General features: G+C 68.0%; 17 protein-coding genes. 2 read left to right on the top strand and 15 right to left on the bottom strand.

Annotated elements, in window-relative coordinates:
- The 14 genes from secG to rpe form a co-directional block, all read right to left on the bottom strand.
- Positions 1 to 234, bottom strand: a complete 234-nt coding sequence (gene secG / locus QC765_RS03585; protein ID WP_278313036.1) for a preprotein translocase subunit SecG — start codon at positions 232 to 234, stop codon at positions 1 to 3.
- A 187-nt stretch (positions 235 to 421) separates the two neighbouring features.
- On the bottom strand, positions 422 to 1,204 hold the full coding sequence (gene tpiA / locus QC765_RS03580) for a triose-phosphate isomerase (RefSeq protein WP_278313035.1): 783 nt from the start codon (positions 1,202 to 1,204) through the stop codon (positions 422 to 424).
- A gap of 3 nt (positions 1,205 to 1,207) precedes the next feature.
- Entirely contained in the window at positions 1,208 to 2,431 is a 1,224-nt protein-coding gene (locus tag QC765_RS03575; RefSeq protein ID WP_278313034.1) for a phosphoglycerate kinase, read from the bottom strand.
- 19 nt (positions 2,432 to 2,450) lie between these two features.
- Positions 2,451 to 3,470 (bottom strand): type I glyceraldehyde-3-phosphate dehydrogenase, encoded by a 1,020-nt coding sequence (gap, locus tag QC765_RS03570; RefSeq protein ID WP_278313033.1) that lies wholly within the window; start codon positions 3,468 to 3,470, stop codon positions 2,451 to 2,453.
- Positions 3,471 to 3,613: 143 nt separating this feature from the next.
- Positions 3,614 to 4,597, bottom strand: a complete 984-nt coding sequence (gene whiA / locus QC765_RS03565) for a DNA-binding protein WhiA (RefSeq protein WP_507762897.1) — start codon at positions 4,595 to 4,597, stop codon at positions 3,614 to 3,616.
- Positions 4,598 to 4,681: 84 nt separating this feature from the next.
- A complete protein-coding gene (locus QC765_RS03560) occupies positions 4,682 to 5,623 on the bottom strand; it encodes a gluconeogenesis factor YvcK family protein (RefSeq protein WP_278313032.1) in 942 nt (313 codons plus the stop codon).
- The gene (gene rapZ / locus QC765_RS03555; protein WP_278313031.1) at positions 5,620 to 6,504 is read right to left on the bottom strand and encodes an RNase adapter RapZ; all 885 of its coding nucleotides are present in this window, start codon (positions 6,502 to 6,504) and stop codon (positions 5,620 to 5,622) included. Before rapZ ends, QC765_RS03560 begins: the two co-directional genes overlap by 4 nt.
- Positions 6,505 to 6,600: 96 nt before the next feature.
- Positions 6,601 to 8,625, bottom strand: coding sequence for an excinuclease ABC subunit UvrC (gene uvrC / locus QC765_RS03550; RefSeq protein WP_278313030.1), 2,025 nt, complete (start codon positions 8,623 to 8,625; stop codon positions 6,601 to 6,603).
- Between the two features lie 10 nt (positions 8,626 to 8,635).
- Positions 8,636 to 9,121, bottom strand: a complete 486-nt coding sequence (locus QC765_RS03545) for a PH domain-containing protein (RefSeq protein ID WP_278313029.1) — start codon at positions 9,119 to 9,121, stop codon at positions 8,636 to 8,638.
- A complete protein-coding gene (gene ribH / locus QC765_RS03540; protein ID WP_278313028.1) occupies positions 9,121 to 9,600 on the bottom strand; it encodes a 6,7-dimethyl-8-ribityllumazine synthase in 480 nt (159 codons plus the stop codon). The genes QC765_RS03545 and ribH overlap by 1 nt, the downstream gene beginning before the upstream one ends.
- The gene (locus QC765_RS03535) at positions 9,597 to 10,868 is read right to left on the bottom strand and encodes a bifunctional 3,4-dihydroxy-2-butanone-4-phosphate synthase/GTP cyclohydrolase II (protein WP_278313027.1); all 1,272 of its coding nucleotides are present in this window, start codon (positions 10,866 to 10,868) and stop codon (positions 9,597 to 9,599) included. Before QC765_RS03535 ends, ribH begins: the two co-directional genes overlap by 4 nt.
- Before the next feature lie 2 nt (positions 10,869 to 10,870).
- On the bottom strand, positions 10,871 to 11,542 hold the full coding sequence (locus QC765_RS03530; protein ID WP_278313026.1) for a riboflavin synthase: 672 nt from the start codon (positions 11,540 to 11,542) through the stop codon (positions 10,871 to 10,873).
- Between the two features lie 31 nt (positions 11,543 to 11,573).
- Positions 11,574 to 12,581 (bottom strand): bifunctional diaminohydroxyphosphoribosylaminopyrimidine deaminase/5-amino-6-(5-phosphoribosylamino)uracil reductase RibD, encoded by a 1,008-nt coding sequence (gene ribD / locus QC765_RS03525; RefSeq protein ID WP_278313025.1) that lies wholly within the window; start codon positions 12,579 to 12,581, stop codon positions 11,574 to 11,576.
- 13 nt (positions 12,582 to 12,594) lie between these two features.
- On the bottom strand, positions 12,595 to 13,284 hold the full coding sequence (gene rpe, locus QC765_RS03520; RefSeq protein ID WP_278313024.1) for a ribulose-phosphate 3-epimerase: 690 nt from the start codon (positions 13,282 to 13,284) through the stop codon (positions 12,595 to 12,597).
- Positions 13,285 to 13,325: 41 nt separating this feature from the next.
- Here rpe and QC765_RS03515 point away from each other — a divergent pair, with 41 nt between their 5' ends.
- Positions 13,326 to 13,721, top strand: coding sequence for a hypothetical protein (locus QC765_RS03515; protein WP_278313023.1), 396 nt, complete (start codon positions 13,326 to 13,328; stop codon positions 13,719 to 13,721).
- The gene (locus QC765_RS03510) at positions 13,718 to 14,152 is read left to right on the top strand and encodes a hypothetical protein (protein ID WP_278313022.1); all 435 of its coding nucleotides are present in this window, start codon (positions 13,718 to 13,720) and stop codon (positions 14,150 to 14,152) included. The genes QC765_RS03515 and QC765_RS03510 overlap by 4 nt, the downstream gene beginning before the upstream one ends.
- A gap of 217 nt (positions 14,153 to 14,369) precedes the next feature.
- Here the strand turns inward: QC765_RS03510 and QC765_RS03505 are convergent, their stop codons facing one another.
- The gene (locus QC765_RS03505; RefSeq protein ID WP_278313132.1) at positions 14,370 to 15,803 is read right to left on the bottom strand and encodes an amidase; all 1,434 of its coding nucleotides are present in this window, start codon (positions 15,801 to 15,803) and stop codon (positions 14,370 to 14,372) included.
- Positions 15,804 to 15,844: the final 41 nt, after the last annotated feature.

Below are 15,844 nucleotides of genomic sequence, written 5' to 3'. Positions count from 1 at the left end.
TCAGCCGTAGCGGACCTGCAGGCCCATCCCCACGATCGCCACGGCCCAGACTATCGCCACGTACACCGTGAATCTGTTGAGGTTCTTCTCGGCAACAGTGGAACCCGCCAGGCTCGACTGCATGCCACCACCGAACAGCGATGACAGTCCGCCGCCCTTGGCGCGGTGCAGCAGCACCAGCATCACCATGATGATGCTCGTACTGACCAGCAGGATGTCCAGGAACAGTGACATGGAACTCTTTCTCGCAGGTGTGTGGTTTCCCGACGCGCCCGGAGGCCATCGGGGCGGTACTGGCTCGTTGTCTGGCGTGAGCTTACCCGGCTGGCGATCCGGTTTCGAATCGCCAGACCGGCAAGCATCATCGTGGCAGCACCGCTGAGCGGCGGCGGTGGCCATAAGCGGCGCCTGGAAGCGTGTTCTAGAACGGGCCGCCCGCAGCGATGGCGCATAGCTGGGCGAAATCATCGGACTTCAGCGAGGCTCCTCCGACAAGGGCACCATCGACATCGGATTCCGCGACCAGTGAGCGAACGTTCTTCGAGCTGACCGATCCGCCATACAGGATCCGCATCGCGCCCGCGGTCTCCGGGGAGGCAACGCGCGAGAGCTCCGAGCGGATCGCCGCGCATACTTCCTGCGCGTCGGCGGCCGAGGCGACCTTGCCGGTGCCGATCGCCCACACCGGCTCGTAGGCGATGATCACCTTGGGCAGGTCCTTGCTGCTGATCCCCTCGAGCGAGCCGCGCAGCTGGGCGAGATTGTGCTCGACGTGCTCTCCGGCTTCCCGGATATCGAGGCCCTCGCCGATGCAGATGATCGGGATGAGCCCGTGCGTGAGCGCGGCCTTGGCCTTGCTGGCCACGAGCGCATCATCCTCGTGATGATGGGTGCGCCGCTCGGAGTGCCCGACCACCGCGTACGTGCAACCAAGCTTGGCGAGCATGGGTCCGCTGATCTCGCCGGTGTAGGCGCCGGAATCGTGCACGGAGATGTCCTGCGCCCCGTAGCGGAGCTTGAGCTTGTCGCTATCGATGATCTGCTGCACGCTGCGCAGGTCGGTGAACGGCGGGAGCACCGCGACATCGACCTTGCCGTAGTACTTGCTGGGAAGGGCGAACGAGATCTTCTGGACGAGCGCGATGGCCTCCAGGTGATTCATGTTCATCTTCCAGTTGCCCGCGATCAGCGGTGTCCGTGGCATCGATCAGACCCCCGTCGGCTCGCTGAGCACCGTGATACCAGGCAGGTCCTTGCCCTCGAGGTACTCCAGCGAGGCGCCACCACCGGTGGAGATGTGCGAGAAGCCACTCTCGGGAAGGCCCAGCGCGCGCACCGCTGCAGCGGAATCCCCGCCGCCGACAACCGTGAACGCGCCCTTGCCGGTGGCCTCGATGATGGCCTCGGCCACTCCGCGCGTGCCGAGGGCGAACTTCTCCATCTCGAACACCCCCATCGGGCCGTTCCAGAAGATGGTGCGGGACTCGGCGAGGACGGCCGCGAAGTGGCGCACTGATTCCGGCCCGATATCCAGGCCGATCCAGTCATCCATCATGGCGGTGGACGCGACCGAGTTCGAGTCGGATTCCTCGTTGAACTCGGTGGCGACCTCGATGTCGGAGGGAAGGTGGATCACATCGCCATAGCGATCGAGCAGATCCTTGCAGGTGTCGATCATTTCTTCCTGCAGCAGCGACGAACCGACCTGCAGGTCCTGCGCGGCGAGGAAGGTGAAGCACATGCCGCCGCCGATGATGAGCGAATCGACCTTGGGCGCGAGAGCCTCGATCACCGCCAGCTTGTCCGAGACCTTGGATCCACCGAGCACCACCGTGTAGGGACGCTCGGGCGATTCGGCGAGGTTGGCCAGCACCTCGACCTCGGCCGCGACAAGACCACCGGCGTAGCTTGGCAGCAGCGCGGCAATGTCAACGACGGAGGCCTGCTTGCGGTGCACAACGCCGAATCCATCGGAGACGAACGCCCCGTCCGGTCCGGCGAGGGCAGCGAGGTCACGGGCCATGGCCTGGCGCTCGGCATCATCCTTGCTGGTCTCGCGCGGATCGAAGCGAACGTTCTCCACGAGGAGCACATCGCCCTCGGTGAGCCCCGCGGCCCTCTCCTGGGCGTCCTGGCCAACGACGTCACCGGCGAGCTGGATGTAGCGGTCGAGCTCGTCGCCGAGCCGCTGGGCCACGGGCGCGAGGGACAGAGCGGGATCCGGGCCACCCTTGGGGCGCCCGAGATGGGCGGTGACGATCACGCGTGCCCCGGCGTCGGCGAGCGCGCCGATCGTGGGGGCCGAGGCGATGATGCGGCCCGCATCGGTGATCACGCCGTCCTTGAGCGGCACGTTCAGGTCCGACCGGACGAGGACGGTTCGACCATCCACGCCAGCCTCGAGCAGTTCCTTGAGCGTCTTCACAGTCATAGCGTATGTTCCTAGTCCCTCACAGCGATGCACCGACCATCCTGACGAGGTCGGCGAGGCGGTTCGAGTAGCCCCATTCGTTGTCATACCAGCTGACCACTTTCACGTGGTCGCCGATTACTTTTGTCAGCGGTGCATCAAAGATCGACGAATGCGCATCGGTCACGATATCGCTTGACACTAGCGGTGCATCGCTGAACTTCAGGATTCCCCGCAGCCGCCCCTCGGCCGCCGCCGCCCGGTAGGCCTCGTTGATGTCGTCGATGCTCGCGCGGGCACGCACCACCGCGGTCAGGTCGGTGATCGACCCCACCGGCACGGGAACGCGCAGCGCGTACCCGTCGAGCTTGCCGTCGAGGTGCGGGATCACCCGTCCGATGGCCTTTGCCGCGCCGGTGGAGGTGGGCACGATGTTCATCGCGGCGGCACGGCCCCGGCGCAGGTCGCGGTGGGGCCCGTCCTGGAGGTTCTGGTCCTGCGTGTAGGCGTGGATGGTGGTCATCAGCCCATGCTCGACGCCGAACTCGTCGTCGAGCACCTTGACCAGCGGGGCGAGGCAATTGGTGGTGCAGGACGCGTTGGAGATGATGTCCTGGCTGCCGTCGTACTGGTCCTCGTTGACGCCCATGACGACGGTGAGGTCGTCACCCTTGGCCGGGGCGGAGATGATGACCTTGCGTGCCCCGGCGTCGAGGTGGCCCCGTGCCTCTGCCGCATCGGTGAACCGGCCCGTGGACTCGATCACCACATCAACGCCGAGATCGCCCCAGGGCAGCGCCTTGGGACCCTCCTTGATCGACAACGCGCGTATCCGCCGACCATCAATGACGAGGGCGTCGTCCTCCACCACGACCTCCCCCTGGTAGCGGCCCAGGATAGTGTCGAAGCGCAGCAGGTGGGCGAGGGTCTCGTTCTCGGTCAGATCGTTGATCGCCACGATCTCGATGTCGTCCCCACGGGAGGCCCGGAGCTCGTCGACGGCGCGGAAGAGGTTGCGGCCGATCCGGCCGAAGCCATTGATGCCAACGCGGACTGTCATGGTGGGCTCCTTCGCTTGCGATGTGCATGATCATCGACGAGGTTGCCCACCACAGTAGCCGCGCGAGGCGAGGAAGTCCGCTGCCGAGCGGACCTTTCGCGCCGTCCTAACCGGGGAAACTTGCTTGTAACCCGCGCTCGTGGCTAGGCGTCCTCGAGCAGCTCCGGGGTGACAGCCGATTCGGTATCGGGCATGCCCATCTCGCGGGCGCGCCGGTCCGCCATCGACAGCAGGCGCCGGATCCGACCCGCTACCGCATCCTTGGTCAGGGGCGGATCAGCGAGCTGGCCAAGCTCCTCGAGGGACGATTGCCGGTGCTCGATGCGCAAGCGGCCAGCGGCGGCAAGATGCTCGGGCGCCTCCTCGCCGAGGATGTCCAGCGCGCGCTCGACCTTCGCGGCGGCCGCGACCGCGGCGCGCGCGGACCGGCGCAGGTTCGCATCATCGAAGTTCGCGAGGCGGTTCGCGGTCGCGCGGACCTCGCGGCGGATGCGCCGCTCCTCCCACACGAGCCGGAGATCCTGCGCGCCCATCCGGGTCAGGAGTGCACCAATGGCATCACCATCGCGGACGACCACGCGATCAGCTCCCCGCACCTCGCGGGCCTTCGCGGTGATGCCCATGCGCCGTGCGGCACCGACGAGCGCCATGGCAGCTTCCGGACCGGGGCAGCCGATCTCGAGCGCAGCTGATCGACCCGGCTCCGTCAGGGAGCCGTGCGCGAGGAACGCGCCACGCCACGCGGCCTCGGAGTCCGCGATGCCGCCCCCCACCACGTGCGCGGGCAGTCCACGCACCGGTCGGCCACGCAGGTCGAGCAGTCCGGTCTGCCGCGCGAGCGCCTCGCCATCCTTCGCGACGCGCACGACGTAGCGGGTGTTCTTGCGTATGCCAGTCGCTCCGATGACATGGATCTCGGACGGGTAGCCATAGAGCTCATGGATGTCGCGCCTCAGCCGCCGTGCCACCGAACCGGTATCGACGTCTGCCTCGACGACCACGCGCCCCGCCACGATGTGCAGCCCGCCGGAGAACCGCAGCAAGGAGGAGACCTCCGCCTTGCGGGCGCTCACTTGGGTGATGGACAGCCGGCTCAGCTCATCCTTGACCTCCGCAGTCATTGCCACGGTGTCGTTTCCTTCCGATCGTTCCTCGGGTCAGTTCCTAGGCGCGATCGCACGAGCCATCCCGCTGGGCCGCGAGCCCGGGCGTCATCCGGCGAGAACATCACCGAGAACCGCGCCGAGCTTGCCGACGTCATGCTTGCTGGTCCCATGCACGGATACATCGGCGTATCGCACCTCGGCACCTAGTTGGGCGGCCGCCCGGGCGAGATGAGCGCGCTCGCTGCCCGGGGGCACGGTGCCGCTATCCACGATGATCTGGTCGACGCGAAAACTAGGTGCGTGTTGCGAGAGTACGTGAAGATGCCGCTCAGCGGAGAATCCTGCGGTCTCCCCAGCCTGCGGCCCGAGATTGAGGACTAGCGCCCGCCGCGCCCGGGTACGGATGAGCGCCTCCCGCTGCTCGGGGACGAGGACGTGCGGGATGACACTGCTGAACCATGAACCCGGTCCCAGCACAACAAGATCCGCATTGTCGATCGCCTCGACGGCTTCCGCGCAGGCCATGGGGCTTCCGGGGAGCAGCCGCACGCGGCGTACCCTGCCGGGCGTCGTGGCTACCGCGACCTGTCCGCGAATGACACGACTGATGCGGGGATCCTCCTCGAGCCCGACGACATCAGCCTCTATCTGCAGCGGGATCGTCGCCATGGGCAGCACGCGCCCGTCGAGCTGCAGGATGCGGCCAAGCTCATCGAGCGCGGCGATGATGTCATTCTTCACCTCCGCGAGCCCAGCGAGGATGAGGTTCCCGACGGCATGGCCGGCGAGGGCGCCGGTGCCCCGGAACCGATGCTGGATGACATCGCGCCACAACAGGGCGTGCTCGTCGTCCCCCGCGAGAGCAGCGAGCGCCATGCGCAGGTCGCCCGGCGGCACGAGATTCAGCTCGGAGCGCAACCGGCCGGAGGAACCACCATCATCGGCGACCGTCACGACAGCGGTGATGTCCTTGGTGAGCGTGCGTGCAGCGGTGAGCGTGGCGTACAGCCCGTGCCCTCCGCCGAGCGCGACGACGGCCGAGCTCATTCCTTGCCCAGATCCCGGTGGCGGGTGCGCACCGTCAGCTCGGCATCCTCGGCGAGCATCGCGGCGAGCGCCTCGGTCATGGCGACGCTGCGATGCTTGCCGCCCGTGCAGCCCACGCCGATGGTCATGTACCGCTTGCCCTCGACGCGATAGCCCCGCAGCACTGGCTCGAGCAGCTCGCGGAACGTGCCGAGGAACTGCTTGGCCCCATCCTGGGACAGCACGTAGTCGCGCACGCCCGCGTCCTGGCCAGTATTGCTGCGCAGCTCGGGCACCCAATGCGGGTTCGGCAGGAAGCGCACGTCCACCACCATGTCCACATCGAGCGGCAGCCCGTACTTGAACCCGAACGACACCACCGCGACGCGGATGCGGGCACTATCGGGATCCTCGAACGCGGGCTCGAGGAGCGCGCGGAGATCATGGACCGACAAGTTCGACGTGTCGATGACGATATCGGCCATGCCACGCACCGGCGCGACGAGCTGCCGCTCCGCGGCGATGCCCTCGAGCAGCGTCCCGTCGCCCTGCAGGGGGTGGCTGCGGCGCACCTGCTCGAACCTCTGCACGAGCGCCGCATCAGAGGCCTCGAGGAAGACGATCCGGGGGCGGATGCCACGCTCGGCGAGCTCGCGGGCCACCGTCTCCAGGCCGCCAGCGAAGGCCCTGCTGCGCACGTCGAGCACCACCGCTAGACGACGGATCGGGTTCTCGGCGTTGCGTCCGAGGTCGATGATCTCCGGCACGACCTCGGCCGGGGCATTGTCCACGACATACCAATCAAGATCCTCGAGGACCTTCGCCGAGGTGCCCCGCCCTGCCCCGGAAAGACCCGTGACCAGGGCAACATCGATGTCGGGTGGACTGCTGTGCTCGCTCACGCCATGCCGTCCTTGTCGTAGTTCGGTATCGTGCCATGCTGCTGCCCCGGCGTCCGCAATCGCCGGGGCAATGCCGCAGGATCTATGCCCCAGAGGCTATTCGACTGGAGCGGCCCGTGGGGAGTCCTGCGCGGGATTTTCCCCGTTGAGCGCCTCGTGCACCGCGCGGGCGATCGTCTCGCCGATGCCCGGCACTCCCGTGATCTCCTCGATGCTTGCCGCCCGCAAGCGCGCCACCGAGCCGAAGTGTGTGACCAGCGCGGTCTTGCGGGCGCTGCCGAGACCGGGAATGGCATCGAGGGCCGAGGCTGTCATGCGCCGGGAACGCTTCGACCGGTGGAAGGTGATGGCGAAGCGGTGCGCCTCATCGCGAACGCGCTGCAGCAGGAACAGCGCATCGCTGCCCCGCGAGAGGATCGCCGGGTACGGGTCGTCAGGGAGCCACACCTCCTCGAGGCGCTTCGCCAGCCCGATCACCGCCACATCGGTCACGCCAAGCTCGTCGAGGACCCTGGCCGCTGCGTTGACCTGCGGCGCTCCCCCGTCAACGATGTAGAGGTTCGGTGGATAGGCGAACCGGCGCGGTCGGCCGGTCGCGGGATCGATTCCCGGCGCAGGCCCCTCGCTCGCCCCGCCGTCCCCGTTCTCCCCGGCTTCCGCTGGATCGCTCGGCGCTTGGTCGGCGGCGTGGCGCGCGAACCGGCGACGCGTCACTTCCGCGATGCTCGCGACGTCGTCGGAACGACCGTCCCCAGCGGCCTCCTTGATCGCGAAATGCCGGTAGTCGGACTTCTTGGCGATGCCATCCTCGAACACGACGAGCGAACCCACCACATCGGTGCCCTGCACATGGCTGATGTCGACACATTCGATGCGCAACGGCGCGGAATCGAGATCGAGCGCCTCCTGCAGCTCCTGCAAGGCCGCCGACCGGGCGGTGAGATCGCCCGCGCGCTTGAGCTTGTGCTGCGCCAGGGATTCCACGGCGTTGCGCTGCACCGTATCGGCAAGCGCGCGCTTGTCACCGCGCTGCGGCACCCGCACCGTCACGCCTGATCCGCGCTGCTGGGCGAGCCAGCGCTCCATGCTCTCGGGATCCGGGGGCATGGATGGCACCAGGACAAGCTTGGGAATCGCTCCCGCTGTCGCGGCCTGCGAGTCCGGGGCGGCCTGCGCCAGCGACCACTGCTCCCCATAGAACTGCGTGAGGAACTCCTCGACGATCTCACCCTCGCTGGCGTCCTCCACCCTCTCGTTGACCCAGCCGCGCTGGCCCCGAACCCTGCCGTCCCGCACATGGAACACCTGCACCGAGATCTCGAGGTCATCGTGGGCGAACGCGATCACATCAGCATCAGTGCCATCTCCGAGCACCACCGCCTGCTTCTCGAGGGCGCGGCGCAGCGCGCCGACATCATCGCGCAGGCGCGCTGCCTTCTCGAAGTCCAGCTCCTCGGCAGCGGCGCGCATCTCCTGCTCGAGCTGGCGGACCAGGCGGTCAGTGCGCCCGGCCAGGAAGTCGCAGAAATCCTCCACGATGCGGCGATGCTCCGCGGCGGAGACCGTTCCCGTGCAGGGCGCGGAGCACTTGTCGATGTAGCCGAGCAGGCAGGGCCGACCAAGCTGCTGGTGGCGGCGCAGCACGCCGGCCGAGCAGGTGCGGGCCGGGAATACCCGCAGCAACAGATCGAGCGTCTCGCGGATCGCCCAGGCGTGCGAGTAGGGCCCGAAGTAGCGGACTCCCTTGCGCCGGGGGCCCCGGTAGACGAACAACCGCGGCAGCTCCTCGTTCAGCGTGACCGCGAGGACCGGATAGGACTTGTCGTCCCGGTATCGCACATTGAACGGCGGATCGAACTCCTTGATCCAGTTGTACTCGAGCTGCAGCGCCTCGACCTCCGTGCCCACGACCGTCCACTCGACGCCGGTCGCGGTGGTGACCATGTTTCGGGTGCGCGGCTGCAGGCCAGTGAGGTCGGCGAAATAGGAGTTGAGCCGGTTGCGCAGGTTCTTCGCCTTGCCCACGTAGAGCACGCGACCGGTGCCGTCGCGGAACCGATACACCCCGGGGTCGGTCGGGATGGTTCCGGGAGCGGGACGGTAAGTCGAGGGATCAGCCACAGCAACCAGGCTAGCGATCAGCTCCGACAGTGGAATCGTCGCCGGTGGCGCGGTAGCGCGCCTCGAGCCGGTAGTACTGCTCCATCGCACGGATCGCGCGCTCGCCGTCCGTCGCCTGAACGGCCACGAGCGGGATGTACTCGTCGTCCGGAAGCTCGAGGCGGGCCCAGCCGCCACCGGGCCGCAGCCGGGCGCCCAGCACCTCGTTCCACGGCACGAGGCGCTCCGAGAAGAAGTTGCGCACGCCCACGCCCTGCTCGCCGACGCGCAGGCGCGGCCGCGTGAGCAGGAGGAAGAGAGAGGCCAGCACCGCGCCGATCACGATCATCGCGACCTTGTCCTCCGGGCGGAAGCTGATCCCGGTATCCGACGTGCCCAGCAGCACCGTCAATGCCACGAAGATGCTGAAGACCAGGGCGGCCACCGCGATGCCCATCCAGGGCATCTTGCGCGGACGGTGCACCAGCTCCCAGCCAGGACTGCTGCTAGACGCCATCATGCCTCCCTGCGCAGGCGGCGCAGCGTCACCGCGACATCAAGAGCAGCGCCGCAGGCCTGGGCGCCCTTGTCCTCGGCGGAGCCAGGCAGCCCCGCCCGGTCCCGCGCCTGGGCCTCGGTGTTGACGGTGAGCACGCCATTGCCCACCGGTGTGCCTTCATCCAGCGAGATGCGGGTGAGCCCGTCGGTGACCGATTGGCAGACGTAGTCGAAGTGCGGGGTATCGCCGCGGATGACCACGCCGAGCGCCACGACGGCGTCGTGAGTGCGGGCAAGCTGCTGCGCCACGACGGGAAGCTCCATCGAGCCCGCCACCCGCACGAGGGTCAGCTTCCGCACCGCACTGCGCTCCGCGACGCGCTGCGCGCCCGCGATCAATGCCTCGGCGATCTCGCTGTGCCACTGCCCGGCCACGATCGCCACGGAGACGTCGCTGGCATCGTCGAGCTGCAGCTCCGGCTGCCCCTCGCCGCTCATGAGGGCGAGCCCCCGCCGAGCGCGTTGAGATCATCAAGATCATCGAGACCGTCGAGCTCGTGCCCCATCCGGTCCCGCTTGGTGCGCAGGTAGCGGATGTTCTCCTTGTTCGCCCGGATCGGCATGGGCACCCGCTCGACGATCGCAAGCCCATATCCATCGAGGCCGACCCGCTTGGCGGGATTGTTCGTCAGCAGACGCATTGTGGACACGCCCAGATCGACGAGGATCTGCGCGCCCGTTCCATAGTCGCGCGCATCCGCGGGCAGCCCGAGCTGCAGGTTCGCATCGACGGTATCCGAGCCCGCATCCTGCAGCTGGTATGCCTGCAGCTTGTGCATGAGACCAATGCCCCGGCCCTCGTGGCCCCGCATGTACAGCACGATGCCCCGGCCCTCCTCGGCGACCATCCGCAGCGCGGCATCGAGCTGGGGTCCGCAATCGCAGCGCAGCGAGCCAAAGATGTCGCCGGTCAAGCACTCCGAGTGCACCCGCACCAGCACGTCCGTGCCCGCGCCATCGGGACTCTGCACGTCGCCCATCACCAGTGCCACATGCTCGACATCGTCATAGATGCTGCGATAGCCAACAGCACGGAACTCGCCGTACGGGGTGGGGATGCGCGCCTCGGCGATGCGCACCACGTGCTTCTCGTTCTTGCGGCGCCACGAGATCAGGTCCGCGATAGAGATCAGGGAGAGGCCATGCTCATCCGCGAAGACCCGCAGCTCATCGGTCTGGGCCATGTGGCCCTCGTCCTTCTGGCTGACGATCTCGCAGATCGCCCCGGCCGGGCGCAGGCCCGCGAGCCGGGCAAGATCCACAGCCGCCTCGGTATGGCCGGGGCGGCGCATCACGCCACCCTCCTTGGCGCGCAGCGGCACCACATGGCCTGGACGGGAGAAGTCCTCCGGGCGCGAGGCAGGATCCGAGAGCAACTGCATGGTCGTGGCGCGATCCGCGGCGGAGATGCCAGTGCCTACGCCTTGCCGCGCGTCCACGGTGACGGTGTAGGCCGTCTGGTGCTTGTCCTCGTTGACCGCATACATCGGCAGCAGGCCAAGGCGGTCGCAATCCGCGCCGTCGAGGGGCACGCACAGGTACCCCGAGGTGTAGCGCACCATGAACGCCACGAGCTCTGGGGTCGCCATCTCGGCCGCGAAGATCAGATCGCCCTCGTTCTCGCGATCCTCGTCGTCCACGACAACGACTGCCTTGCCCGCGGCGATATCGGCGATCGCCCTCTCGACACTGTCGAATCTGACCACAGCTACTGCTCCTCGGCCCGGCTGCCCGGGGCACCGGGTTCGTCGGCCGCGAGATCACGCGGCCCTTCCTGGGCGAACGCCGTGAGGCGCTCGACATACTTGGCGATCACATCGACCTCTAGGTTCACGACGGTGCCGACCGGGCTGCGCCCGAGGATCGTCAGGTCCAGTGTGGTCGGTATGAGGGAAACTTCAAAATAGCTGCCGTGGACATCGACGCCCACCGCCGAGACGGTCAGTGATACGCCATCCACGGTGATCGAGCCCTTCTCGACGACATATCGGGCGATGCGGTCCGGCAGCGAGACCCGGACGATCTCCCACTTGTCCGCGCTGGTGCGGGTGAGGACTGTTCCGGTCGCGTCCACATGACCCTGCACGATGTGCCCGCCGAGCCGCGCACCGAGCGCCATCGCGCGCTCAAGGTTGACGGCGCTGCCCTCGCCGAGCTTGCCCAGGCTCGTGCGGTCCAGGGTCTCCCCCATCACGTCAGCAGTGAAGGCGCCCTCGGACAGGACGTCGACCACGGTCAGGCAGACGCCATTGACCGCGATGGAGTCCCCATGCCGGGCATCCGAGGCGACCAGCGGCCCGAGAACGGTCAGTCGGGCAAAATCACCCATGGTGTCGATCGCGGCGATCTCGCCACGTTCCTCCACGATTCCTGTGAACACTCGCGCTCCTGTCCGACGGTCGGCCTCCACGTTATCGCGGCACGAGGCTGATGAGCACATCCTCCCCGAGCATCTCGACGCTCTCACAGTCAAACCGGTGCGCCCGAGCGATATTCCCGACGCCAGCATCAACGACCGCGGGCGTGCCAGCACCGAGGATCATCGGCGCGACATAGGCAGAGATCCGATCGACAAGCCCGGCCTTGAAGAAAGCGCCCGCGAGGTGCGGCCCGCCCTCGAGGACCACATCGGTGCGATCGCCGAGCGAATCGATGACCTCGGCGATATCCCGCGACCGCACGAGGATCGTCGGCGCGGCATCATCGAGCACCCGCGCCGTCGGCGGCAGCTCGCGAGTACCCACCACCACGCGCGCCGGTTGATGGTCGGCGAGGCTTCCATCGGGAAGCCGCGCGGTCAGCCACGGATCATCGGCGAGCACCGTGCCAGTGCCCACGATGATCGCATCGATCCGCGAGCGCTCGAGCCGGTCCCGCGCCCGGGACGCCACGCCAGAGATCCACTGGCTCGAGCCATCTTCGGCAGCACAGCGGCCGTCGAGGGACGCAGCGTACTTGTAGGTGACGTGCGGGCGCCCCGTGCGCTGGCGATGCAGCCACGCCCGCAGCGGGCCACGCGTCACCGCGCTGGGGTCATACCAAGTAGTGACCACGACCCCGGCTCGTCGAAGCGTCCGCGCGCCGCCGCTGGCCATTGCCATCGGATCGTCCACCGCATAATGGACCTGCGCGATGCCCGCGTCGATCACTGCCTGGCTGCACGGCGGCGTCCGCCCATAGTGATCGCAGGGCTCGAGCGTGACCACCATGGTCCCACCGAACGCACGCTCGCCCGCCTCGCGCAGGGCCATCACCTCGGCGTGCGGGCCCCCGGGCGGCTGCGTGGCGCCGACACCAACGATCATTCCCGCGACATCGAGCACGACCGCGCCCACCGGTGGATTCGGGCTGGTCCGGCCACGCGCCTGCTCGGATGCCTCGACGGCCTGGCGCATCGCCTCGTCCAGGTGCACGCGCATCGCAGGCCCCTGGCTAGCTGGCGCAGCGCGGGTCCGCGGCGCGGGCACGCGCGCGCAGCTGGTCCACTGCCGCCGCCGGATCGGCCGCGCCGTAGACCGCTGATCCGGCCACGTAGCAATCCACCCCGGCCGCTGCGGCCTCATCGATCGTGTCGAGCGCGATGCCGCCGTCGATCTCGATCATGAGGTCGAGCTCGCCGGAATCAACGAGCCTGCGAGCCGTGCGGACCTTGTCGAGCACCTCGGGCATGAAGCTCTGGCCGCCGAATCCGGGCTCGACGCTCATGACCAGCAGCACATCGAACTCCTTGAGGATCTCGATGTAGGGCTCGAGCGGGGTGCCCGGCTTGATGGACAGGCCAGCCTTGGAGCCTGCCGCGCGAAGTGCGCGGGCGACCGAGACGGGATCGTCGGTGGCCTCGGCATGGAACGTCACGTTGTAGGCACCAGCCTCGGCATACGGCGGGGCCCACCGCTCCGGGTTCTCGATCATCAGGTGGCAATCGAACGGCTTGCTCGACGCCTTCATCAGGCTCTTGACCACGGGGAGGCCGAAGGTCAGGTTCGGCACGAAATGGGCGTCCATGACGTCGATGTGCAGCCAGTCGGCATTGTCGACAGCACGGGCATCGTCAGCCAGGTGCGCGAAATCGGCCGACAGGATCGAGGGGGCGATGATGGGGGCGGTGGGGTGAGCAGCCATGATGCGAGTGTAAGAGGTGCGAGTGCTAAAGTCCGAACGCGATGAACACGACCCTTGCCCTCACGATCACCGCGCTCGCTCTCGCGGGCATGCTGTGGACGTTCATCAAGGTGATCGCGGGCAGTCCCCTCGACCCCGCCCGGCGCTCCGACAAGGTCCTGCTCGGCGCCCTTGTCCTCGTCGAACTGCTGACCATCGCGCAATCGGTTCTTGGCGTGGTACTGCTGATCTCGGGCGATCGCGACATCGACACGTTGACGTTCGTCCTCTATCTCATCGGTGTGCCGCTGATCCTCCCCATCGCAGTGTGGTGGGCGCTCGGTGACCGGACTCGTGCCGGTGCCGGTGTACTGACCATCGCGTTGATGTCCGTGCCGATCATGGTGCTGCGCATGTATGCGCTATGGGTCGCCCCCGAGAGCGGGCTGGCGCCGTGAGCCCTGCCACCCCGGCCCGTCCCCACGACGAGGAGCAGTTGCGCGAGCGCACCCGAACCGGCGGGGGGCGCGTGCTCATCGCCCTCTACGCAGTGTTCAGCCTCGCCGCCGCGGCGCGCTCGTTCGTGCAGATCGTGCAGCGGTTCGACGTCGCTCCCATCGCGTTCAGCCTCTCCGCGGTAGCCGCCGTGTTCTACATCGTCGCCACCTTCACGCTCGCGCGCGCGAGCACGGTCTCCCGTCGCCTCGCTGCGTGGTCGTGCCTCATCGAGTTCGCCGGGGTTCTCATCGTCGGCACGGTCAGCCTGGTAGTCCCGGAATGGTTCCCGGAGCCGACAGTGTGGTCGCACTACGGGTCCGGGTACCTGTTCATCCCGCTCGTGCTGCCGCTGCTCGGCCTGTGGTGGCTGCGCCACACCGCTCGCGGCTGACGCTGGCGGGTGACGCGGGCGGAGCCGTCGGGCGGGAACCGAACCAGGGACAAAAGCACGGGAAACTATCAAACGCGATAGAAACTACCCCGCCATTTCCACGGCTTCTATCGCGTTTGCCGGGTCTCACCACGTCGGGGGCTCACCACGTCGGGGGCTCACCACGGCCGGGTCTCACCACGACCGCGGCAACGGCCAGGCGCCGATGCGCCAGCGACTAGCCAGCCTGGATGCGCCGCCACGGCCTCGCTTGCTCGATCTCCATCGCCACCTCCAGCAGTGCTCGCTCCCCTCCGAGCGGGGCGGAGAGCTGCACGCCGATCGGCCTGCCATCGCTGGTCGTGCCAGCGGGCAGCGAGATCGCGGGGTTCCCGGCCGCATTGTTGAGCGGCGTGAAGGACACATAGGTCTGCAGCCGCTCGATCAGCTCCTCGAAGGGATGGTTGGGCGAGAGGTACCCGATAGGTGGCGTTGTGTGGCCCACCACGGGGCTCAGCACGATGTCCCACGGCTCGAACCACTCCTGCACCACCGCGGACGTGCCACGCAGGCGACGCAATACAGCCGGGGTGTGGAACGCCTCGCGCCAATACCGCTGGGCAAGCCCGAGCGTCAGCGGATCGAGGCGCGCCCGGTTGAACTCGCGGCCATGCATCCAGCGACCGGGGGCGGTGAGGATCACCGACAGCATTCCCCAGTAGTGCACGAAGTCCCGCGCGAATCCGGGCCCCACCGGCAGGGTGGCATCGCTCACGTGGTGGCCGAGGCCGGCGAGCAGGTCCGCGGTCCCGCGCACCGCGCTCGCTGTCTCGGGATCGGTGGCGCGGTCCACCACGGAGTTGATGACGATTCCGATGCGCAGCCGTTGCTCGCCCGGCGCGCGGATATCCCCGATGGGCGGCAGCGACTTGTTGCGGAACACGCGCTCGGCATCCGAGTGGAAGGCGGCGACATCACGGACGGAGCGAGCGACCACGCCATCGGAGATGATGCGGACGGGCAGCGCGTCCTGCACGGGCTCGGTGCGCATGCGGCCGCGGCTTGCCTTGAGCCCGACGAGCCCGCACGCGGCGGCCGGGATGCGGATCGAGCCGCCGCCGTCGTTGGCATGGGCGATGGGCAGCGCGCCGCTGGCAACCAATGCTGCCGCGCCGCCCGAGGAAGCTCCGGCCGAGTAATCCAGGTTCCAGGGATTGCGGGTGGGCTCGGAGCTAGCGAACTCGGTGGAGGCATTGAAGCCGAACTCGGGCAGGCGCGACTTGCCGAGCGGCACCAGCCCCACCGCCAGGTATTGCTCGACGAAGCGATCGGTATGGCGGACGGGGCGCGCCGGAACGGCCAGCGATCCCCGCGTGGTCGGCTGCCCGGCGAGATTGACGTTGTCCTTCAGCATCGAGGGCACGCCCGAGAGAGCACCGGGAGCTCCAGGCGGCAGCATGCGCGCCATCTCGCGGGCACGTTCGAAGTCCGCGAGCTGCAAGGCATGAAGGCGGGGCTCGACCTCGGCGACACGCGAGATCGCGGCCTCGACCGCCTCGGCCGCGGAGATGCTGCCATCCCGGATCGCGGCGGCGATCCCTACCGCATCGTGATCGCCAAGCGCGTCATCGCGGAAGGCATGCACCCGCGCCTCTGGTACCGCCGGGGGCATGTCGGTGTCTCGCACCGGGCCGATAGTACGCCGCTCGGCCA

Origin of the sequence: Hoyosella levis, assembly GCF_026008515.1 — a bacterium.
GTDB lineage: Bacteria > Actinomycetota > Actinomycetes > Mycobacteriales > Mycobacteriaceae > Lolliginicoccus > Lolliginicoccus levis.
Note: the sequence above shows the minus strand (reverse complement) of the source record. Positions and strands in the feature narration are given on the sequence as shown.